This is a genomic window from Pseudomonas sp. AK106, from assembly GCF_053903055.1.
The window spans coordinates 5327237-5348617 of sequence record NZ_CP096426.1 but is presented as its reverse complement, the minus strand read 5'-3'; the positions used below and the strand labels follow the sequence as shown (position 1 = coordinate 5348617).

Sequence of the window (21381 nt, the reverse complement as noted above, 5' to 3'; positions counted from 1 at the left end):
CTCACGCTTGATTCTCCAACGCAGGACTGTAAACCCGCGGCGCACTGTGTTTAGGCAGATGAATGAGGTTTAGGTTGTGGCGGCGAGCCCATTGCAGCGCCAGGCCGGTGGGCGATGACAGGCTGACGAGGGTCTGAATGCCGGCACGTAATACTTTTTGAATGAGCTCCAGACTGCAGCGGCTCGTGACAATGGCCAGACCGCCCGTGGTCGGGATGTCCTGACGAATCAGCGCGCCGATCAGCTTGTCCAGAGCGTTATGTCGGCCGATGTCTTCACGACCTAAAAGAATTTCGCCTCGAGCGTCCATAAACATCGCCGCATGGACCGCGCCGCAGTGTTCGCCCAACGGCTGAAATTGGCCCATACGCTCGCGCAGACCTTTCAGCCATTCGGCGGGGGGAAGGGGCGCGCCGGGCAGCACGTTGAGCTCGGGCAATGCCTGCTCGACGGCTTCGACGCCACACAGGCCGCAACCGCTGGTGCCGGCCAGTTGCCGACGCTGAGTCTTGAGGTTCCAGAAGGCGCGGCTGGCGATTTCGACTTCTGCGGTCTGCGCAGAGCCGCAGCCACCGAGCTTGATGTCGTAGATCTCATCCGGTGATTCGATGAGGCCGCTGCCGACGCTGAAGCCGACGATGAAATCTTCCAGGTCAGTGGGCGTGACCAGCATGACCGCCTGGCTGATGCCGTTATAGGCAATCGCCAACGCGACTTCCTCGGCAAGCACATTGGGCTCGCTGACATCGTGTTCGAGGTTCGTATAGCTGTAGGACTGGCTTGCGGCGGGCGCGGGCAATTGTTGTGCGGGCGCCGTGATATCCATGTGCTTGGCGTGCATCGGGGGTGACCGGCAGATTGATTAGGCTTAAGCCTAGGCCTCCGGTCGGATTACGTCTAATCGCTAGTACTGATGCACCGATAGATGATGTCGATCAAGACGTCTCCATCATCGTGTGGTAAAGCGCCAGGCAGGCTTCAGCCAGTGCCGACCGCGGTGCCGAGCGACGCATGATCAAGCCGAGCCGCGCCAGGGTCTGTGCCTCTTCAATCGGCTGCAGTCGGAGGTGCTCGGTCAGTGACTCAAGGCCGCCGTCCAGCGGCATGATCGCGCAGCAGAACCCGCCATGCACCGCCTGCAGCAGCTGATGGACCGCATCGGTCTGGATGATCGGCTGCGGATGAAGGCCGCGGCTGTGAAAGTTGTGATCGATGGATTGCCGAAAATGCATGCCACTGGTGAGCAGCCCCAGGGGCAGTTCGGTGAGGCTTTCCCAGCTCGATGTCGCTTCGGCAAAACTGAAATAACGCTGGTCGTACATCACCCCCATGCGGGTTTCGGCCAGTTCCAATGAGTCGAAGCGCTCGGAGTCGAGTCGGTCGAGGTACGAAACCCCGAGGTCCAGGCGGTTGCTGGCGAGTTGATCGAGGATCTGCTCGGAGCTCAGCGATGAAAGCTCAAAGCGCATGCTCGGGTGCAGAGAATGCAGACGTTGCAGCAACGGCAGTGGATCGAAATTCGACAGCGGCACCACGCCCAGCCGTAATGTGCCCACCAGATTCCCGCGACAGGCGGCCGCTTCAGCCTGCAAACCGTCGTAGGCCGCCAGCACCGTGCGCGCCCATGCCAGGACGCGTTCGCCCGGGGCGGTGAATCCTTCGAAACGTTGGCCACGATTGACCAGCGGCAGGTCCAGCTCTTCTTCAAGGCTGCGCAGACGCATCGACAGTGTCGGTTGCGTGATATGGCAACGCGCAGCCGCTTGCCCGAAGTGACGGGTTTCGTCGAGGGCGATCAGAAATTTCAGCTGTTTAATGTCCATCTTCATTCCTTGAGGCACAGGCTGGCCCGGCGAAGTCTATCGCGACCGAACGTCCAATGGCTTGAAACCTTGAGACCCGGCCACGGGTCGGAGGTTTGTCGGGCAATGTCAGCGGAACAGATGTTGCGCGGGAAACCACAACGACACTATGACGTCACCAAGGAGAAACCCATGAGTCTGTTCAGTTTTGTGAAGGAAGCCGGTGAGAAGCTTATCGACCTGCTCACCCCAGGAAACGCCAACGCCAGCGAAGAGCTGAAAAAGCACATCGAGTCTGTCGGGCTGGGCAATCCCAACGTTCATGCAACGGTCGACGGCGACAAGATCACCTTGACGGGCGAAGTCACCAGTCAGGAAGAGAAAGAGAAGATCGTGCTGGCTGCCGGCAACATTTCCGGTGTGGGTAGCGTTGATGATCAGCTGACTGTTGCCGCTGGCGCAACTGCTGTTACCGCTGCGAAGTTCGTCACTGTTGAGAAGGGCGATACGCTCAGCGCGATCTCCAAGCGCGTGTATGGCGATGCCAACAAGTATCAGAAGATCTTCGACGCCAACAAGCCGATGCTGAAGGACGTAAACAAGATCTACCCAGGTCAGTCTCTGCGCATTCCTGAGTAACGCGGCGGTCTTACTGACCGTACGCCGACTCTTGCAGGAGCGCCCTTGCCGGCGACATTCGGACATCCCGACCCATGTTTGGGTGGGGTGTGCGAGTTAAGCGGGCAAGCGTGCTCCTGCTTCGTTTTGCGCTTATAACCCCTTCATCAACGCCCGATAATCCTCAACGGCTTCGAATTCTTCGGTGTCTTTGGGCCCTTTGCGGCTATCCGGTTCGCGCACGGCCAGCAAGTGGCCGATACCGTATCGCCCAGCGCTGCGCAAGATCGGCAAGGTGTCGTCGATGAACAGACTGCGCGCCGGGTCAAACTTGATGTCGTCCTGCAGTGCATCCCAGAACTGCGGGTGTTCCTTGGGATAGCCATAGTCGTGGGAGCTGATTAAGCGCTCGAAGTAGGGCGCCAGTTCCAGTCTTTCCATCTTCAGCGACAGCGAGTCACGGTGAGCGTTGGTGATCATGATCACCCGTTTGCCGGCCTGCTTGATGGCGGCCAAAAACGTCTCGGCGTCGGGGCGCAAGGCGATGAGGTGGGCAATCTCGACTTTCAGGTCTTTCACCGGCAGGTTCAGCTCCGAACTCCAGAAGTCGGTGCAGTACCAGTTGAGGGTGCAGGCGTTTTTTTCGAAGAGAGGCATCAACTCCAGCTGCGCCATTGCCAGGCTGACCCCGTGCACCTCGGCGTAGCGCCTGGGCAGATGCTCCAGCCAGAAGTGATTGTCGAAATGCAGGTCGAGCAGGGTGCCGTCCATATCCAGCAGAACGGTGTCGATATCGCGCCAGGGCAAAGAAGGCATGCAGGTCTCTCGGCGTTGGAGGGGTCGCGTGGGTTTGCGGCGAAGACATCCGCAAAAGCCACGGTATAGTAACCCGACTACGCCAAGGAGCTCGTCATGCAGCAGAAACCTACCGTCCTCTCTCGCGAAATCGTCGCGAGCAGCCGCCTGTTCCGCGTTGAAGAAGTGCAGCTGCGCTTTTCCAACGGCGTGGAGCGCACCTACGAGCGGCTGGTTGGCAGCGGCAGTGGCTACGGCGCGGTGATGATCGTGGCCATGCTCGATGCCGATCACGCCGTGCTGATCGAGGAATACTGCGGCGGCACTGACCAGTACGAGCTGTCGCTGCCCAAGGGCTTGATCGAGCCGGGCGAGGACGTGCTGGCCGCCGCCAATCGCGAGCTCAAGGAAGAAGCCGGTTATGGCGCGCGGACCTTGGTGCACCTGACCGAACTGTCGCTTTCGCCGGGCTACATGAGCCAGAAAATTCAGGTCGTGCTGGCCACTGATTTGTATGAAGAAACGCTGCCCGGCGACGAGCCTGAGCCGATGCGTGTGGACAAGGTCAATCTGCGCGAGCTTGCCGCTCTGGTTCAGAACCCGCAGTTCACTGAGGGGCGCGCGCTGGCTGCGTTATACCTTGCCCGCGACCTGCTGGCCGAGCGTGGGGATTTCCTGCCATGAACCCGACATTCACGCCATTGCCGCACCCGCTGCTTGCCCCCGTCATCGAGCTTTGCCGCCAAGCTGGGGAAGTCATTCTGCCGTTCTGGCGCTCCGGCGTGGAGGTCGCGGTCAAGTCGGACGACTCGCCGGTAACGGCTGCTGATCTGGCCGCCCATGAGCTGTTGGTAGCGGGGCTCAAGGCGCTGGATCCGAGCATTCCTATTCTGTCCGAAGAGGACGCGAATATTCCGTTGAGCGAGCGCAGTCAGTGGCAGCGCTGGTGGCTGGTGGACCCGCTGGATGGCACCAAGGAATTCATTGCCGGCAGTGAAGAGTTCACGGTCAACGTGGCGCTGATCGAGAACGGTCGCGTGGTGTTTGGCGTGGTGTCGATGCCGACCAACAACCGCTGCTATTTCGGTGGCGCCGGGCTGGGCGCGTGGCGCAGTGACGATTCGCAGCACCTGGCGCCGATCAGCGTGCGCAATGAGCCGGGCGCGGGAGAAGCGTTCACCGTGGTCGCCAGCCGGCGTCACTCAAGCCCCGAGCAACAGAAGTTGCTGGCCGGTTTGTCGGAAGTGGTGGGTGAATTGGAGCTGGCCAATATCGGCAGCTCGCTGAAGTTTTGCCTGTTGGCCGAAGGGGCTGCCGATTGCTACCCGCGTCTGGCGCCCACCTCTCAGTGGGACACGGCTGCGGCGCAAGGTGTGGTGGAAGGCGCGGGTGGCGTGGTATTGAACCTGGACGGCACGGCGTTCGAATATCCGGCGCGGGAGACACTGCTGAATCCGTATTTCCTGGCGCTACCGGGGGAAGCCACGTGGCGCGACGCGTTGCTGGCGCTGGCGCTGACCTGAAGCTTTCGGTTCCCTCGTAGGAGCGTGGCTTGCCCCGCGATCGGCGACGCAGTCGTCGCAGATGCAGCGCTGGGTTTTCCAGAGCGAATTGCACCGATCGGATTTGCGACCGCTTCGCGATCGATCGCGGGACAAGCCACGCTCCTACAGGTGGAAGGATGTGTTCAGCGATGCAGGACGAACTGCCCGACGAAATCCACTGCCGTTTCTTCTGAATCTTCCGCCACGATCCGGGTGTGCAGCGCCAGGCGCGCGCGGCCGCGGCGCTGGTAGAGCTTGAGGAATTTCTCCCAGCTCGCTTCATCCGTTCCGTCGCAAATGGCGACGCCATCGCGGGTGACCGGCAGGGGATAACTGATCTGGCCGTCCTGGATCACGATGTGCCCGTCGTCGATCCCGGCTTCTTTGAGCCGCAAATACAACCAGCCCCATCCTGCCAGCACCGCGCCGCAATACAGGCTGCCGCCGAACAAGGTGTTCTTGTGATTGACGTTGGGCGCCAACGGCAGGTGCAGACGAAGTTGGTGCTCTCGCCAGCCCAGCACCTTGATGCCCATCTCCCGGGTGAGGGGGATGTCCCGGTGCAGCACCGCTTCCAGGTCTTCAGCAGACAAGTAATCCCGATCAGTCATTGTCGTCGGACCCCGCGCCGTTGAAGGTCAGCCCGTGCTTGCGCAGTTTGTCGTGCAGGGTTTTGCGTGGCAGGCCCAACGCTTCGGCGAGGCTACGGACCGAGGTGTGCGGGCGGGTCAATTCGGCGGCGATCAATGCTCGCTCGAACGCCTCGACCTGCTCGCTCAGCCCGCCATTGGACGCCACCAGATCTGGCTGCGCCTCGCCTTCCAGTTCCAGCTCAAGGCCCAAGGCGAAACGCTCGGCGGCGTTCTGCAGTTCACGCACGTTGCCCGGCCAGGTGTGGCGCAGCAGCAGCGCACGATGCCCAGGCTGCAGTTCATGGCGTGGCAGGCCGTGGCGCAGACTGGCGGTGTCGGCGAAATGCTGGAACAGCACCAGTGCATCTTCGCCACGCTCGCGCAGCGGCGGAATGCGCAATGGTGCAACGTTGAGGCGGTAATACAAGTCGGGCCGGAAACGCCCTTGATCCGCGGCCTGGCGCAGGTCCTCCTTCGTCGCCGCGATCACCCGGATGTCCAGCGGGATCTGCTGATTCCCACCCAGGCGCTCGACCACGCGCTCTTGCAGCAAGCGCAGCAGCTTGACCTGAACGTCCATGCTCATGCTTTCGATTTCATCCAGAAACAGCGTGCCGCCGTTGGCGAATTCGAACTTGCCGATGCGCCGCTTTTGCGCGCCGGTAAAAGCCCCCGACTCGTGGCCGAACAGCTCGCTTTCCACCACCGACTCGGCCAACGCGCCTGCGTTGATCGCCACGAACGGACCGTTTCTGCGATTGGACAAATCGTGAAGGGCGCGGGCGACCACTTCTTTGCCGGCACCGGTTTCACCGAGAATCAACACGTCGGCCTTGGTGGCGGCCAGCGCGCCGATCTGATCGCGCAGGCGCTGAATGGGGGCAGACAACCCCACCAGTCGCGTGCTCAGTTGCTGACGATCGCTGAGCTCAAGGCGCAGGCTGCGGTTGTCCAGCACCAGCCGGCGCAGCGCCAGAGCCCGCCGCACGCTGTCGAGCAGTGCGTCACTGGCGAAGGGTTTTTCCAGAAAATCGTAAGCACCCGCGCGCATGGCCTGCACCGCCAGCGGTACGTCGCCGTGGCCGGTGATCAGTAGCACCGGCAGCTCAGGATCCTGGGCGTGCAACTGGTGGAGCAGTTCGAGGCCGTCAATCCCCGGCATGCGAATGTCGCTGACGATGACGCCCGGCCAGTCGCGCTCGATGCGCGCTTGCAGCCCTTTGGCGTCGCTCAGCGGCAGGATTTTCAGGCCGGCGAGGTCCAGCGTCTGGCTCAGCGCCTGGCGCAGGTGCGGGTCGTCGTCGATCAGCACCACCTGAATGCGGCTGTCGATGGCGTCGGTGCTCATGCAGATAAGTCCTCAGACGGTTGAAGGTTGACGCCCGAGGCGCCGGTGCGCATCCGCAACGTCAGCAGCGCGCCGCCTTCCGGGTGATTGGCGAACAGCAGCTCGCCACCCAGGGCGCGCATCAGCGTATCGCAGATCGCAAGGCCCAGGCCGAGTCCCTGTGTGCGTGTCTTGGTGGTGAAGAACGGCTCGCGGGCGTGCTCCAGTGCCTCTTGTGAAAAGCCCGGGCCGTTGTCACGGATGAACAGATTGACACCCTCGGCGTTGTACTCGGCGCTGATCCACAACTTGCGCGGCGGGCCTTTCTCGGTCAGTGCGTCCAGCGCGTTCGCCAGCAGATTGCCCAGCACCTGACGCAGGCGCGTCTCGCCGGCCTGCACCCACAAGGTGGCGGCGGGCAGGTCACGAATCAGTTCCACTTCCATCGCTCGCCGTCGCTTGGCAAGCAGGGCCAGTGCATCGTCCAGCGCCGGTTGCAACGCCACGCTTTCGGGCGCATGCCGGTCGCGGCGGGCGAAGGCGCGCAGGTGCGCAATGATCGACGCCATGCGCCCGGTAAGTTCGCTGATCAGCTTGAGGTTTCCGCGCGCGTCTTCGGTGCGCTGGTGATCGAGCAGCACTTCAGCGTTTTCGGCGTAGCTGCGAATGGCCGCCAGCGGCTGGTTGAGTTCATGGCTGATGCTCGCCGACATCGTGCCCAGCGCCGACAGCTTGCCGGCCTGAACCAGTTCGTCCTGGGCGCGAAACAGTTCTTGCTGCGCCTGCTCGCGTTCGAGCACTTCCTGGCGCAGTCGCTGGTTGACGCCTTCCAGGTCACAGGTCCGCTCGGCGACTCGCACTTCCAGTTCACGGCGCGCCTTGGCCTCGAAGTTGATGCGATCCAGATAATGCCTGCGCCTCTGCATCATTAGCCCCAGCAGCAACATCAAGACCAGCAACGCCGCGCCGCCAATCGCCACGACGGTTCGAACAGGCCTCGACAGGAGCACCTTGGGCGCGAGGATGTTAACGCTCCAGCCGGTTTCGTCGATCTGCTGGGTTTGCGTCAGCCAGCCGTTTTCATCCAGCTGCAGCGGGCGCGGATCGCGGGTCGGGTAGGGCTGAATGGCGACGATGGCCTGCTTTTCTTCCTCGCTGAGCGGGCGCGTGGCGCGGAAACGCCAGTTGGGGTTGGAGGTGAGGATCACCACGCCGTTGTGGTCGGTGACGAGCAACTGTTCTGGCGTCTTGCCCCACAACGTTTCAGTGAGGTCCAGATCGACCTTGACCACCAGCACGCCAATTACGGTATCGCCGTCGCGCACGGCGGCGGCGAAGAAGTAGCCGCGTTTGGCCGACGTCGTGCCCAAACCGAAAAAGCGGCCGAGATTGCCGGCCATGGCGTTGCTGAAATACGGGCGGAAGGCGAAGTTGCGGCCGACGAAGCTGTCGCGTTTGTCCCAGTTCGACGCAGCGAGGGTCTCGCCATTGGGCGCCATCAGGTAGATCACCTCGGCGCCGGTCTGGCTGGCGGTGTTCATCAGCAGCACGTTCGCCTGGGTCTGGGCCTGTGTGTCCTGCGGGTTCGCCAGCATGGCGCGCAGCCCGGGCAGGTCGCCGAGAATCTGCGGCAGCACTTCGTAGCGGTGCAACGTGCCCAGCAGGTTGGCGACGTACAGGTCGAGGGTCTGGCGATTCTGGCTCAGCAGCTCATTGCGGTAATAGTGTTCGGCCAGGCGTTCGAGCGGCCACAATAGCGGGGCAAGGATCAGCGCCAGCAAGGCAAGGCTGCGCCAGCGAGGACGGCGGGGAAGGGCGTTAGTGCTGATCATGGAATCGCCGGTGGGTGCGTTGCGATGCAGGCGGCTGCGGATGAATCAGTATTCCGCAGCCGCTCAACATCGAGTCGGCCCATTATGCCTACCGCTGCTGCGCTAAGCACTCCAGCAACGCATCGTGCCAGTCGGGCTGGCTGACACCCCACTCGCGCTGCAACAGGCTGCAATCCAGGCGTGAATTGAGCGGACGTGCGGCCGGCGTCGGGTACGCGCTGGAAGCAATCGGCTCAAGTACTGCGCAGGGTTTGCCGCTGTTGATCAATTGCTGACCGATCGCTTCAGCGAACCCGAACCAGGACGTCTCGCCGCTGGCGGTCAGGTGATAAACACCCCAGGCGCCCGGCGCCCCATCACGCCAGCGTTCAATCAGCGCGCCAGTGCTGGCGGCGATGGTGCCGGCCCAGGTGGGTGCGCCGATCTGGTCGGCAACAATCGACAGCTTCTCGCGCTCTTGGAGCAAGCGCTGCATGGTCAGCAGAAAGTTGCGCCCGGTCAGGGAGTAAACCCAGCTGGTGCGCAAAATCAGGTGCTGCCCGCCCGCTGCGGCGATGGCCCGCTCGCCCGCCAGCTTGCTGCTGCCGTAGACGCCCAGCGGGTTAGGCGCGTCCGATTCAACCCACGCGCCGGCCTTGCTGCCGTCGAACACGTAATCGGTGGAATAGTGAACCAGCGGAATGCCCAGCGCGGCGGCTTCTTCAGCAAACACACCGGGAGACGTCGCGTTAATGGCGAAGGCCAGGTCCGGCTCGCTTTCGGCCTGATCCACCGCCGTGTGTGCGGCAGCGTTGATGATCAGGTCAGGCTTGATGTCGCGAACCACCGGGCGGATGGATTCCGGCTGACTCAAATCCAGCTGATCGCGACCCAGCACGATCAGCTCGCCCATGTTCTGCAGGCGTTGCTGCAGCGCCTGGGACACCTGGCCCTGTTGCCCGCTGATCAGAATCCGCAGCGGCGCGCTCACGGAAACAGGTCCGCGTCTTTCAAGAGCTTGCCGACCTGATCCTTGGCCGACAGTTGAGGCGCTTCGCTCAAGCCCCAGTCGATGCCCAGCTCGGGATCGTCCCAGCGAATGCAGCGCTCGGCCGACGGCGTGTAGTAGTCGGTGGTCTTGTAGAGGAACTCGGCGTAGTCGCTCAACACCACGAAGCCGTGGGCGAAACCCTTGGGAATCCACAGCTGACGAGCGTTCTCGGCAGACAGCTCCAGACCGAACCACTGGCCGAACTGCGGGGAGCTGCGACGGATGTCGACGGCGATGTCCAGCACGCGCCCAGTGGTCACGCGCACCAGTTTGCCCTGCGGGTTTTCGATCTGGTAATGCAGCCCGCGCAGGACGCCTTTTTGCGAGCGCGAGTGATTGTCCTGCACGAACTGATCGGCGACGCCGGTGGCCTCGGCGAAGGCCCGGGCGTTGAAACTTTCGTAGAAGAAGCCACGCTCATCGCCGAACACCTTGGGTTCGATGATGAGGACTTCAGGCAACTTGCTGGCAACCACTTTCACTGACTTTCCCCTGCGATCTTGAACAGGTACTGACCGTAGCCGGTCTTGCCGAAATAGTCAGCCCTGTTCAACAGGTGAGCGCGGTCAATCCAGCCGTTCTGGAAAGCGATTTCTTCCAGGCACGCGACTTTCAGGCCCTGACGATGCTCGATGGTTTGCACGTACTGCGACGCGTCCAGCAGGCTGTCATGGGTACCCGTGTCGAGCCAGGCGAAGCCGCGGCCAAAGCGCTCGACGCGCAGGTCGCCGCGCTTGAGGTAGGCGTTGTTGACGTCGGTGATCTCCAGCTCGCCGCGCGGGGACGGCTTGACGTCCTTGGCGATCTGAATGACTTCATTGTCGTAGAAGTACAAACCCGTCACGGCGTAGCTCGATTTAGGCGCTTTGGGCTTCTCTTCGATGGACAGCGCGTGGCCGTGCTCATCGAAATCGATCACGCCGAAACGCTCCGGATCCTTGACCCAGTAGCCAAACACGGTCGCGCCTGACGTGTTGTCCGCCGCACGCTTGAGCTGCTCGCTGAAGTGCTGACCGTGGAAGATGTTGTCGCCCAGAATCAGGCACACCGAGTCATCACCGATGAACTCTTCGCCAATCAGGAATGCCTGGGCGAGGCCATCCGGCTTCGGTTGCTCCTCGTAATGAAAGTGCACGCCGAACTGACTGCCGTCACCGAGCAGCGCACGGTATTGCGGCAGGTCCAGCGGCGTCGAGATGACCAGAATGTCTTTGATCCCGGCCAGCATCAGCACCGAGATCGGGTAATAGATCATCGGCTTGTCGTAGATCGGCAACAGCTGTTTGGAGACCCCGAGGGTGATCGGGTGCAGGCGCGTGCCAGAGCCGCCGGCCAAAACAATTCCTTTAGTCATGCAATCAGTTCCTTCACGTTGGTGCCCAGGCGTTCGCCCTGATAACTGCCGTCTTGTACGTTGCGGCACCATTCAAGGTTGTCGAGATACCACTGCACGGTTTTGCGCAGGCCGGATTCGAATGTCTCTTCCGGTGTCCAGCCCAGTTCGCATTCGATTTTGCTGGCGTCGATGGCGTAGCGCATGTCATGGCCGGGGCGGTCGGTCACGTAGGTGATCAGGTCCGCGTAGTTCGCCACGCCTTTGCGCTGTTCCGGCGCCAGCTCTTCGAGCAGCGCGCAGATGCCGCGCACGACGTCGATGTTCTTTTGTTCGTTGTGGCCGCCAATGTTGTAGGTCTCGCCGACCTTGCCCTCGGTCACCACCTTGAGCAGTGCGCGGGCGTGATCTTCGACGAACAGCCAGTCACGCACTTGCAGGCCGTTGCCGTACACCGGCAGCGGCTTCCCGGCCAGGGCGTTGAGAATCACCAGCGGGATGAGCTTCTCGGGGAAATGGAACGGGCCGTAGTTGTTCGAGCAGTTGGTGACAACCACCGGCAGCCCGTAGGTGCGCTGCCAGGCACGAACCAGATGGTCCGACGCCGCTTTGCTGGCCGAGTACGGCGAGCTTGGCGCGTAGGGCGTGGTTTCGGTGAACAGGTCGTCCACGCCGTGCAGGTCGCCATACACTTCGTCAGTGGAGATGTGGTGAAAGCGGAAGGCGGCGCGCTCGGCGTCGGCCAAGGTCAGCCAATAGCTGCGAGTCGCTTCCAGCAGGCTGTAGGTGCCGACGATGTTGGTCTGGATGAACTCCGACGGGCCGTCAATCGAGCGGTCGACGTGGGATTCAGCCGCCAGGTGCATGATCGCGTCCGGCTTGAAGCGCGCGAGGACTTTACTCACGGCGGCCTGATCAACGATGTCCTGTTGCACGAACTCATACCGAGTGTTCGTGGCGATGCCCTGCAGCGACTCAAGATTGCCGGCGTAGGTCAGCTTGTCGAAATTGAGAACGTCGTGATCGGTGTTGTTGATCAGATGACGGATCAGCGCAGAGCCGATGAAGCCGGCGCCACCGGTAACAAGTATTCGCATGGATAAACCTTCTTCCCTGGAAAGACGTAAGACGATAAAGGCGTAGGACGATGGAGCATAGCTTGTGGGGCCTTGCTGACTGGCGCAAGAAGCAATCCACCGACGAGCGATGATATTAATTGATGGCCCATCGTAATTCGCGCCATTAAACCGCCGCAGGTGTTGCACGAGTTTAACGTCTGGCCTATGTATCGGTCTCATAAGCCATTTCTTGACTGGCGCAGGTCGCGGGGTTGATTAACGGTCGCGCAACTGGCGATATTGTCGGCGTGCCTTCATCTCTCAGGACTCCCTCCATGTCGCTCGACACTTTGATTCGTCGCTCCAGCTTGCCATGCCCGGACGTCGACGCCGCGCAGGCCGCCGAGTGGCTGACGACGTATTACGGGCTGTCGGGGACGTTGAAGGCGTTGGGCAGCCATCAAGACCGAAACTTCCTGCTGGACTGCGGTGACGGGCGACGTTTCGTCCTGAAGATCTGCCACTGTGCTTACTCAGCCACCGAACTTGCCGCGCAACATGCAGCGTTGCGGCATCTGGGCGCTGCGCCGCAAATGCGCGTTCCGGCAGTGATGCCGGCGCTGAAGGGTGAGGACTTGCTGTCCGTCGAGCACAACGGCAATGCCGTGCACCTGCGCGTTCTGGAGTTTATCGACGGGCAGTCACTGGCTCACGTCGCGCATCTGAACCGGCACATCGTGACCGGATTGGCGCAGCTCTGTGCCCGTGTCGACGTGGCGCTGGCCGGGTTCGAGCACCCAGGCCTGGACCGTGTGTTGCAGTGGGACCCGCGTCACGCCTTCGCGTTGATCGAGCACCTGCTCCCGGTCATCGCCGATGCCGACAAGCACGCCTGTATCGCCGAGGCCGCCGAGCACGCCCAGGCCTATTTGCTGCCGCTGGTGGCGTCGCTGCCGGTGCAGGCCATTCACATGGACATCACCGAGTACAACGTGGTCTGGGCGGGAGATGCCCATCGCCAGTGGCAGCTTCAAGGGCTGATCGACTTTGGTGATCTGGCGCGCACGTGGCGCATCGTTGACCTCTCGGTGACCTGCGCCGCGCTGTTGCACCATGCCGAGGGCGATCCTTTTTTCATCCTGCCCGCCATTCAGGCCTATCACCAGATCAACCCGCTTCAAAGCGAGGAACTGCTGGCGCTGTGGCCATTGATCGTTGCGCGCTCGGCCGTACTGGTCTTGAGCAGCGAGCAACAGGCCAGCATCGAGCCGGACAACGGCTATATCCAGGCCAATCTGGCCAGCGAGTGGAACATCTTCGACGTCGCCACCTCCGTGTCGATTGCGTTGATGGAAGCGGCGATTCTCGACGCGGTGGGTGAATGGGAAGCGGACAAAGAGGCCGAGCCGTTCTCGCCGCTGTTGCCGAGCTTGAGCGGGCAGGGTTTTGCCCTGGTCGATCTGGGTGTGCTCAGCGAGCATTTCGTCGCGGGCAACTGGGAACAAAGCGGCATCGACGAGCAACTGCTGAAAGAGGCGGCCGAACATGGTCTGGCCGCCAGTCGCTATGGCGAGTACCGGCTGTCCCGCACCCTGCCAGACAGTGCAAAAGAGCCGGACACCTTCGCGCTGCATACCGAATTGCAGATCCCCCACGGCACCGCTGTTCATGCGCCATTTGCCGGCAGCCTGCGTCACACGGCCGACGGCGCGTTGCAGTTGGTGGGCGCCGAAGTGAACCTGCGTCTGTGGGGCGTGCGCTCTGATTTTGACGCCGGTGTCGAGTTCGGCGCGGGCGACGTGATCGGGCAGGGCGGCGGCGCGTTGATCGTGCAGCTGTGTTCGGAGCCGGACGTGAGCCCGCCGCTGTTCACTGCGCCTTCGCGAGCCGCAGCCTGGCGTGCGCTGTGTCCGTCACCCAAAGGGCTGCTGGGTTTCGATTGTGATGCGCCTGCGTTGGCAGATTCTGCTGCGCTGCTTGCCCGTCGCGATGCCAGTTTTGCTCGGTCGCAAAAGCATTATTACCAGGCCCCGCCGCAGATCGAGCGCGGCTGGCGCAACCACCTGATCGACATGCAAGGCCGTTCTTACCTGGACATGCTCAACAACGTCGCGGTGCTCGGTCATGGTCATCCACGCATGGCCCAAGTCGCCGCGCGGCAGTGGTCGCTGCTCAATACCAACTCACGCTTTCATTACGCGGCGATCGCCGAGTTTTCAGAGCGCCTGCTGAAGCTGGCGCCCGCCGGGATGGATCGGGTGTTTCTGGTGAACAGCGGCACCGAGGCGAATGACCTGGCGATTCGTCTGGCCTGGGCCTACAGCGGCGGGCGCGATGTCTTGAGCGTGCTGGAGGCTTATCACGGCTGGTCGGTGGCGACCGATGCCATTTCGACGTCCATCGCCGACAACCCGCAAGCGCTGAGCACGCGCCCGGATTGGGTGCATCCCGTGGTTGCGCCCAACACGTATCGCGGTGAGTTTCGTGGCGCGGACAGCACACCGTTCTACCTGCGCAGCGTGGACGCGCATCTGACTGCGCTGGCCGAGCAGGGGCGGCAAGTGGCGGGTTTCATCTGTGAACCGGTGTACGGCAACGCCGGCGGAATCTCGCTGCCGCCGGGCTATTTGCAGCAGGTCTACGACAATGTCCGCGCCCAGGGCGGCGTGTGCATCGCCGATGAAGTGCAGGTGGGGTATGGCCGTCTCGGTCACTCCTTCTGGGGCTTCGAAGAGCAGGGCGTAGTGCCGGATATCATTACGATGGCCAAAGGCATGGGCAACGGTCATCCCCTCGGCGCCGTTATCACCCGTCGGGAAATCGCTGAAGCGCTGGAGGCTGAGGGCTATTTCTTTTCGTCGTCCGGTGGCAGCCCGGTGAGTTGCCGCATCGGCATGGCGGTACTCGACGTCATGGAAGAAGAAAAGCTGTGGGAAAACGCCCAAGTGGTCGGCGGCTATTTCAAGGAACGCCTGCTGGCGCTGATCGACAAACATCCGCTGGCCGGGGCCGTCCATGGTTCGGGGTTCTATCTGGGGCTTGAACTGGTCCGCAATCGAGAGACGCTGGAGCCTGCAACCGAGGAAACGACCTACCTGTGTGATCGCCTCCGTGAGCTGGGGATCTTCATGCAACCTACGGGGGATTATCTGAATGTTCTCAAGATCAAGCCGCCCATGGTCACCACCCGGCGAAGCGTGGACTTCTTTGTCGACAGCGTGTCGAAGGTGCTGAGCGAACTGGAGAACTGAGGGGGTTCTTATTCGTCACGATTGGAATTTTTTCCGATATATATCGGCGTTAGATGCCCGGATCTGCGCCGATTGCTTGATTAGTGTTTTTAAATCCGATTTTTATCGTCTATAACGTCTGTCTTCTTTTGCCGCAGACGCCCTCGTCGTTTCATGGAGTTCTGATTACTGTGACCACTCTCAACAGCACCCCCCGCGCCGATGGTTTCTACATGCCTGCCGAGTGGGCGCCGCAGACGCAAACCTGGATGATCTGGCCCGAGCGCCCTGACAACTGGCGTCTGGGCGGCAAGCCGGTGCAGAACGATCATGTTGCTGTGGCCAAGGCCATCGCCCGGTTTGAGCCTGTCACCGTCGGCGTCTCGGCTGCACAGTACGACAACGCCCGCGCCCGCCTGAATGTGCCCAACATTCGCGTCGTCGAGATCAGCAGCAACGACGCCTGGGTGCGTGACAGCGGGCCGACCTTCGTCATCAACGACGCGGGCGAGGTCCGGGGTGTCAATTGGGGCTTCAATGCCTGGGGCGGTTTCGACGGCGGGCTTTACGCGCCGTGGAACCTGGATGAACAGGTCGCCAGCAAAGTGTTGGAAATCGAGCGCTGCCCCCGCTACGTCACCGAAGGTTTCGTGCTGGAAGGCGGCTCGATCCACGTCGATGGCGAGGGCACGCTGATCACCACCGAAGAATGCCTGCTCAATCGCAATCGCAACCCGCATCTGTCGCGCGAAGACATCGAAGCCGTGCTGCGCGATCACCTGTCGGTCGAGAAGATCATCTGGCTGCCGGACGGTCTGTACAACGACGAGACCGACGGGCATGTGGATAACTTCTGCTGCTACGTGCGTCCCGGTGAAGTGTTACTCGCCTGGACAGATGATCCGAAAGACCCCAATTTCCCGCGTTGCCAGGCGGCCATGGCGGTGCTGGAAAACGCCCGCGACGCCAAGGGACGCCCGTTCGTCGTGCACAAGATGCCGATTCCCGGCCCGCTGTTTGCCACCGAAGAAGAGTGCGCCGGGGTGGATCAGGTGCACGGCAGCCAGGAGCGCAACCCATCGGTGCGTCTGGCCGGTTCGTACGTGAATTTCCTGATCGTCAATGGCGGCATCATTGCCCCGTGTTTCGACGATCCGATGGATGACACGGCCCGCCAGATTCTCCAGCAGCTGTTCCCTGAACACGAGGTGGTCATGGTCCCGGGCCGCGAAATGTTGCTGGGTGGAGGCAACATTCACTGCCTGACGCAGCAGCAGCCGGCGCCCCACCGCAGCTGAGTTGGTTCGCTTCTTGCTGTTATCAAGCCCATCAGACGATGGGCTTTTTTATGGCTGGACGGTTTCAAGCCGGTCGTAGGAAGACGGGATCCCAGCAGCGCGTAAATGCCCTTGCGGGGTCGTCCGTCTGTAACAAAAGCTCCGTAGATTTCGCAGTCCACGACATAAGAGGTTGTCCTTATGAACGCAGGTCATGAGTTGCGAGTGGCTCGAGGTTTTTCTGCGAGCAGTGAAGCACGGCAGATGATGGCGGACTGGTTACGGACGACCCGGATCCCGCTGGTGCGCATGCAAGAGCTGCAGGCGCTGAAACAACGCGGTGATTTTCGCAAGATGCTGTCCAGGCGATACCCCAGCGGGTTGATCAATGACGCGGAAATCGAAGCGCTGCTGGGCGTGCTCCACAGCTGACGAAGGGCGGCATCAGGCACTGCAGAGGCTCCGTTTGACTCCCATCAAATTGACACCTTCCGCAGACGGGGGATAGCATTCGCGCCTCCACCGCCTGTGGCCTAGCGCCATGTACGTGCATCAGTCCTCCACTGTGATGATTTCGTGCGGGCTTCCGGGACTGTTTCAGAGCCGGAAGACGCAATTGCCCACACCGGGCATTTGCCACAGCGCGCGATTAATCCGCTCACAAGGACAACAAGATGAAACAGCGTATCGGCCTGCTCGCCCTGAGCATTCTCGCCGCCACTCACGCCATGGCGGACGGTCAGGCAGATTCCAAGGGATTCGTTGAAGACAGCAGCCTGAAGATCAACCTGCGTAACGCCTACATCAATCGCGATTACAAAAACGGGCCGCAGGACCGCTCGGAATGGGGGCAGGCGTTCATGGCCGGCTACACATCCGGTTTCACCCAAGGCGTGGTGGGCGTCGGCGTTGATGCTTTCGGCCTGTACGCAGCGCGTCTGGACGGTGGCAAGGGCAAGAGCGGCGCAGGCGGTATCGACTTCTTCAAGCAGGGCGACAGCGGCAATGCGGCGGACGACCTGTCGCGCTTTGGCGGTGCGGTCAAATTCCGGGTGTCCAATACCGAACTGAAGTACGGCGACATGATGCCCGAGCTGTCCGTGCTGACGTACGACGGCTCGCGCCTGCTGCCTGAGTCCTACACCGGCACCATGATCACCTCCAAAGAGATCAAGGGCCTCACGCTGGTGGCCGGCCGCTTCACCGCCGAAGCCCGCAAGAGCGCTGAAGGCCGCGACAGCGGTGATCTGAAGAGCATCAACGTGTACGGCGGCACCTATAAATTCACCGAGGCCCTCAGCGCCGCGTTTTACGCCTCCGACGACGAAGACGTGCTGAAAAAGCAGTACGTGAACCTGAACTACGTCTGGGCGATGCCGAAAGATCAGTCGCTGACCTTCGACTTCAACGGCTACAAGACCAAGCTGGACAAGGACTTCGCCGTCGACGACGCCCGCGACAACAAGATCTGGAGCCTGGCGGCGACTTGGGCGGTGGGCATCCACTCATTCACCCTCGCGCATCAGCGCAGCACCGGCGAAACCGGCTACACCTACGGGGGCTATCGCAACGCAGGCGGCACCGGCGATGGCGGCAACACCATCTACCTGGCGAACTCGTACTGGTCAGACTTCAACGGCAAGGACGAGCGTTCGTGGCAGGTGGGCTATGGCGTGAACCTGGGCACCGTCGTGACGCCAGGCCTCAGCTACCGCGTGGCCTACGTGCGCGGCGACAACATCGACGACGGCAGCGACCGTGGGCGTGGCGAAGAGCGCGAACTGTTCAGCCAGTTGACCTACGTGGTCCAGAGCGGCCCGGTCAAAGACCTCTCGGTACGCCTGCGCAACTCGTTCCTGCGCGTCTCCAACGATGTGGACCAGTACAACGTCGGCGGTAACGAAACGCGGATCTTCGTCGATTACCCAATCAACGTGTTTTGATGTCGAACGGCTGAAGAGCTGACGGCTTCACCCAGACGCCCCGGTCGCAAGATCGGGGCGTTCGGGTATGAGCGTTCACTGAACTGGCGATCCTGCCCGCGCTCCCGCTACCATCGCCGTATCCCACTCCAGCCGGTTTCACCATGGCAATCGCCGCGCCGCCCGACCTCTCCAATACCGCCGTCCCCGTGCAGCCTCTGTCACGGACGTATCCCCGCGGGTTGTACATCGAGCCCCATCAGCACGAGTGGGGGCAGGTGTTGTATGCGATGTCGGGCGTGATGTGGGTCGAGACGCCCCATGAGGCGCTGGTCGTGCCGCCGCAGCGCGCGGTGTGGTTGCCGCCCGGCGTGCCCCATGGGATTCGCGTGGTCTCGGACTTGGAAATGCGCAACATCTACCTGCGGCCGGCGCTCGCCCGAACCCTCGACGCCACCGTTCAGGTACTGGAAGTCGGCCGATTGCTGCGCGAGTTGATCGTCGGCCTTGTGGCCGAGCAGGACAAGGAATCGGACTACTACGAGGCCGTCGTTAATCTGGCGTTGCTCGAACTCAAACGCGCCCGGCGTTCGCTGCTGAGAGTGCCGATGCCCGATGACAGCGACCGCAGGCTGATGAGCGTTTGTCAGGCGGTGATGATCGAGCCGTCCATCGACGTGTCATTCGAGCAGCACGCAGAAAACGCCGGCGCCAGCGTGCGAACGTTGTCCCGGCTGTTTCAGGCGGTGCTTGGCATGGGCTTCGCCGAATGGCGGCGGCAGGTGCAACTGGCGACCTCGGTGGCGGAGATCATCCAGGGCGTGCCGGTCAACGCCATCGCTCGTTCAATGGGGTATTCGCCGAGCAGCTTCAGCGACATGTTTCGCCGCGAACTGGGCATGGCGCCTTCTCAGTACCCGGTGGTTGATCCATCTCACTAACGCCTGCGCCGATACTGTCCGAAATTCAGAAGCTCTTGGCCGGTAGACCTTGCCGGCCCCCCTTACACTCTGGTCATCGCTTAACGCCGTCGCGCCTCTGCTCGCAGTGGTTGGCTTGCTTGGCATGCAGGCCGGTGAATGGCTGTGGCCGGTGGGCAAGCAGTTCTTCTCCCATCTGGCCTCCTGAACCGACGACCCCCTTTCCTCACTCTGGATGAACCCATCATGAAAGCACTGCAATTCTTCCGCACCGGCGACCTGGCTGCGCTGGAAGTCGTCGATCTGCCCACGCCAGTCCCGGCGGCCGGCGAAGTTCTGGTGCAGATAAAAGCAGCGGGCCTGAACCCCAGCGACGTCAAAAACGTCCTGGGCCGCTTCCCCTACACCACGATGCCACGCATTCCGGGGCGTGACTTCGCGGGCGTGGTCGTGGAAGGCCCGCAGGAACTGATCGGCAAGGAAGTATGGGGCACCGGCAAGGAAATCGGCTTTGTCCGCGACGGCTCCCACGCCGGCTACATCACGCTGCCGGCCAAAGGCGTGGCGATCAAGCCTGCCTCGCTGAGCTTTACTCAGGCCGCCAGTCTGGGCGTCCCGTACACCACCGCCTGGGACGCGCTTGAGCGCAGCCTCGTGCAGGCCGGCACCCGGTTGCTGGTCATCGGCGCCAATGGCGCAGTGGGAAGCGCCGCCATCGCGCTGGCGAAAGTGCGTGGTGCACAGGTGCTGGCAGCGGTGCGTAAACCTGATCAGCTGAAAGTGCTGCAAGAGCAAGGCTTCAACGCGATCCAGCTCAACAAGCCGGAAGACCTGGGTGCTCAAGTGAACGCTGTTTTTCCAGGCGGCGCCGACGTGATCTTCGACACCACGGGCTTCTGGCTGCCGGCTTCTGTGCCTGCGCTGGCCCAGTTCGGTCGCATCGCAATCATCGCCGCGCCGGTGGACGGCCACGTGCAACTGCCTGCGCTGGCGCTTTACCGCAAGGGCGGTTCGGTGGTGGGGATCAACTCGCTGCTGTATGGCGTCGAAGCCTGCGCACGGATGCTGGAGCAGTTTGGCAAACAGTTCGACGACGGCACCTTGCCGCTGCCAACCGGGCTGATTGAGTCGCCGCTGGAAGAAGGCCTGGCGCGTTATGCGGAAGTGAATCAGGGCGGCGCCGACAAGGTCATTCTGCTGCCGTGACAGGCAAGCACGAATCTTGGGGCAGGGCTGCCGGATTACTGGACGGGTAGCCCTTTGAGGTAGTCATGCTGGACGCGTTTGATCGAGCCGTTTGACCGCAGCGTCTGGATCGCGGTTTTCAGCTTTTCGACCATCTGGGGGTCGCAGTCTTTCGAGCACGCCAGATACAAATCGGCAGTCATCAATGCCCGGCTCATCATCAGCGGGCGATCACTGATCTGCTTCCAGATATAAAGCGTTTCCGGCACGCCGTTGAACCACGCGTCCACCCGGCCCTTGAGCAACATCAGCGCCGGGTTCTCGCCAATCTTCAGCGGATAAATCTGCGCGGCGGAAAAACCTTCCTCACGTAGACGCGTCTCCTGCGCCGAGCCACTGCCCACGGCAATCATCTTGAAGGCCTTGCGCGCCTCCTCAAACGTCTCGACGTGACGATCAAGGCTGAAAAACGCCCGATCCATTGTCATCACCGGCGCGATCCAGATGAAGCTGTCTTCGCGACTTTGAGTACGGGTCAGCGGCGCGATGAGCTTGTTGGTGCCAAGCTCCACATCCCGCTGCGCCCGTGGCCACGGCGGCGAGAGCAGGTGGGCGGAATACCCGGCCATCGCCATGGCCTGCAGGGTGATGTCGCCCGCGATGCCGTGATGGTCGCCTTGACTCACCATGGTCAGCGGCGGCGCTTCGGCCACGTACACGTCAACGACCGGCAGCGCAAATGCCGCTGACGAGCACGCCAACAGCGCGCTGGCCGCGTAACGGGTACAACAGGAAATCCATTTCATGGCAGTTATGCTCAGGGGAAATAAGGCGCCAGGACAGCCCTTGTGCCAGGTTTGTTATCCAGTCTGGCAT

The 21381-nt window shown here is 61.9% G+C and carries 21 protein-coding genes; 10 read left to right on the top strand and 11 right to left on the bottom strand.

The annotated features are described in order from the left end of the window. Position 1: 1 nt before the first annotated feature. Both fdhD and M1E04_RS23420 read right to left on the bottom strand, forming a co-directional pair. Positions 2–841, bottom strand: coding sequence for a formate dehydrogenase accessory sulfurtransferase FdhD (fdhD, locus tag M1E04_RS23425; protein WP_065987424.1), 840 nt, complete (start codon positions 839–841; stop codon positions 2–4). Between the two features lie 94 nt (positions 842–935). Further along, entirely contained in the window at positions 936–1823 is an 888-nt protein-coding gene (locus tag M1E04_RS23420; RefSeq protein ID WP_456292132.1) for a LysR family transcriptional regulator, read from the bottom strand. 171 nt (positions 1824–1994) lie between these two features. Here M1E04_RS23420 and lysM point away from each other — a divergent pair, with 171 nt between their 5' ends. Beyond that, on the top strand, positions 1995–2441 hold the full coding sequence (gene lysM, locus M1E04_RS23415) for a peptidoglycan-binding protein LysM (protein WP_065987422.1): 447 nt from the start codon (positions 1995–1997) through the stop codon (positions 2439–2441). A 132-nt stretch (positions 2442–2573) separates the two neighbouring features. On the opposite strand, the gene yrfG is transcribed toward lysM, so the two are convergent. After that, complete coding sequence (gene yrfG, locus M1E04_RS23410) at positions 2574–3236, bottom strand: GMP/IMP nucleotidase (protein ID WP_456292131.1); 663 nt, start codon at positions 3234–3236, stop codon at positions 2574–2576. A 96-nt stretch (positions 3237–3332) separates the two neighbouring features. Between yrfG and nudE the strand changes: the two genes are divergently transcribed. Both nudE and cysQ read left to right on the top strand, forming a co-directional pair. Continuing rightward, positions 3333–3899 (top strand): ADP compounds hydrolase NudE, encoded by a 567-nt coding sequence (gene nudE, locus M1E04_RS23405; RefSeq protein WP_065987420.1) that lies wholly within the window; start codon positions 3333–3335, stop codon positions 3897–3899. Beyond that, on the top strand, positions 3896–4738 hold the full coding sequence (gene cysQ / locus M1E04_RS23400) for a 3'(2'),5'-bisphosphate nucleotidase CysQ (RefSeq protein WP_456292130.1): 843 nt from the start codon (positions 3896–3898) through the stop codon (positions 4736–4738). Before nudE ends, cysQ begins: the two co-directional genes overlap by 4 nt. A gap of 164 nt (positions 4739–4902) precedes the next feature. Here the strand turns inward: cysQ and M1E04_RS23395 are convergent, their stop codons facing one another. From M1E04_RS23395 to rfbB, 7 genes are all read right to left on the bottom strand, one after another. Then, complete coding sequence (locus M1E04_RS23395) at positions 4903–5370, bottom strand: YiiD C-terminal domain-containing protein (RefSeq protein WP_456292129.1); 468 nt, start codon at positions 5368–5370, stop codon at positions 4903–4905. Beyond that, entirely contained in the window at positions 5363–6739 is a 1377-nt protein-coding gene (locus tag M1E04_RS23390; protein ID WP_065987417.1) for a sigma-54-dependent transcriptional regulator, read from the bottom strand. The genes M1E04_RS23395 and M1E04_RS23390 overlap by 8 nt, the downstream gene beginning before the upstream one ends. Then, positions 6736–8550, bottom strand: a complete 1815-nt coding sequence (locus M1E04_RS23385) for a sensor histidine kinase (RefSeq protein ID WP_065987515.1) — start codon at positions 8548–8550, stop codon at positions 6736–6738. The genes M1E04_RS23390 and M1E04_RS23385 overlap by 4 nt, the downstream gene beginning before the upstream one ends. Before the next feature lie 88 nt (positions 8551–8638). Beyond that, positions 8639–9520: a dTDP-4-dehydrorhamnose reductase gene (rfbD, locus tag M1E04_RS23380; RefSeq protein ID WP_456292128.1), complete on the bottom strand. Its 882-nt coding sequence runs from the start codon at positions 9518–9520 to the stop codon at positions 8639–8641. Continuing rightward, on the bottom strand, positions 9517–10062 hold the full coding sequence (gene rfbC, locus M1E04_RS23375) for a dTDP-4-dehydrorhamnose 3,5-epimerase (protein WP_192130733.1): 546 nt from the start codon (positions 10060–10062) through the stop codon (positions 9517–9519). Before rfbC ends, rfbD begins: the two co-directional genes overlap by 4 nt. Next, positions 10059–10934, bottom strand: a complete 876-nt coding sequence (gene rfbA / locus M1E04_RS23370) for a glucose-1-phosphate thymidylyltransferase RfbA (RefSeq protein WP_456292127.1) — start codon at positions 10932–10934, stop codon at positions 10059–10061. Before rfbA ends, rfbC begins: the two co-directional genes overlap by 4 nt. Then, positions 10931–12010 (bottom strand): dTDP-glucose 4,6-dehydratase, encoded by a 1080-nt coding sequence (gene rfbB, locus M1E04_RS23365; protein ID WP_456292126.1) that lies wholly within the window; start codon positions 12008–12010, stop codon positions 10931–10933. The genes rfbA and rfbB overlap by 4 nt, the downstream gene beginning before the upstream one ends. Positions 12011–12306: 296 nt before the next feature. On the opposite strand from rfbB, the gene M1E04_RS23360 reads away from it, so the two are divergent. The 7 genes from M1E04_RS23360 to M1E04_RS23330 all read left to right on the top strand — a co-directional run bounded on the left by M1E04_RS23360 (position 12307) and on the right by M1E04_RS23330 (position 20526). After that, positions 12307–15222 (top strand): aminotransferase, encoded by a 2916-nt coding sequence (locus M1E04_RS23360; RefSeq protein WP_456292125.1) that lies wholly within the window; start codon positions 12307–12309, stop codon positions 15220–15222. Between the two features lie 212 nt (positions 15223–15434). Further along, positions 15435–16499, top strand: coding sequence for an agmatine deiminase (gene aguA, locus M1E04_RS23355; protein ID WP_456293233.1), 1065 nt, complete (start codon positions 15435–15437; stop codon positions 16497–16499). A gap of 180 nt (positions 16500–16679) precedes the next feature. After that, on the top strand, positions 16680–16910 hold the full coding sequence (locus M1E04_RS23350; RefSeq protein WP_083233037.1) for a hypothetical protein: 231 nt from the start codon (positions 16680–16682) through the stop codon (positions 16908–16910). Positions 16911–17152: 242 nt separating this feature from the next. Then, positions 17153–18421 carry an OprD family porin gene (locus M1E04_RS23345; protein ID WP_456292124.1) on the top strand — a complete coding sequence of 423 codons (1269 nt, stop codon included), beginning with the start codon at positions 17153–17155 and terminating at the stop codon, positions 18419–18421. Positions 18422–18564: 143 nt separating this feature from the next. Continuing rightward, positions 18565–19341: an AraC family transcriptional regulator gene (locus tag M1E04_RS23340; protein ID WP_456292123.1), complete on the top strand. Its 777-nt coding sequence runs from the start codon at positions 18565–18567 to the stop codon at positions 19339–19341. A gap of 49 nt (positions 19342–19390) precedes the next feature. Further along, the gene (locus M1E04_RS23335; RefSeq protein ID WP_192130740.1) at positions 19391–19528 is read left to right on the top strand and encodes a hypothetical protein; all 138 of its coding nucleotides are present in this window, start codon (positions 19391–19393) and stop codon (positions 19526–19528) included. Positions 19529–19566: 38 nt separating this feature from the next. Further along, positions 19567–20526: a quinone oxidoreductase family protein gene (locus M1E04_RS23330; RefSeq protein WP_192130741.1), complete on the top strand. Its 960-nt coding sequence runs from the start codon at positions 19567–19569 to the stop codon at positions 20524–20526. A 35-nt stretch (positions 20527–20561) separates the two neighbouring features. Here the strand turns inward: M1E04_RS23330 and M1E04_RS23325 are convergent, their stop codons facing one another. After that, entirely contained in the window at positions 20562–21311 is a 750-nt protein-coding gene (locus M1E04_RS23325; protein WP_456292122.1) for a substrate-binding periplasmic protein, read from the bottom strand. Positions 21312–21381: the final 70 nt, after the last annotated feature.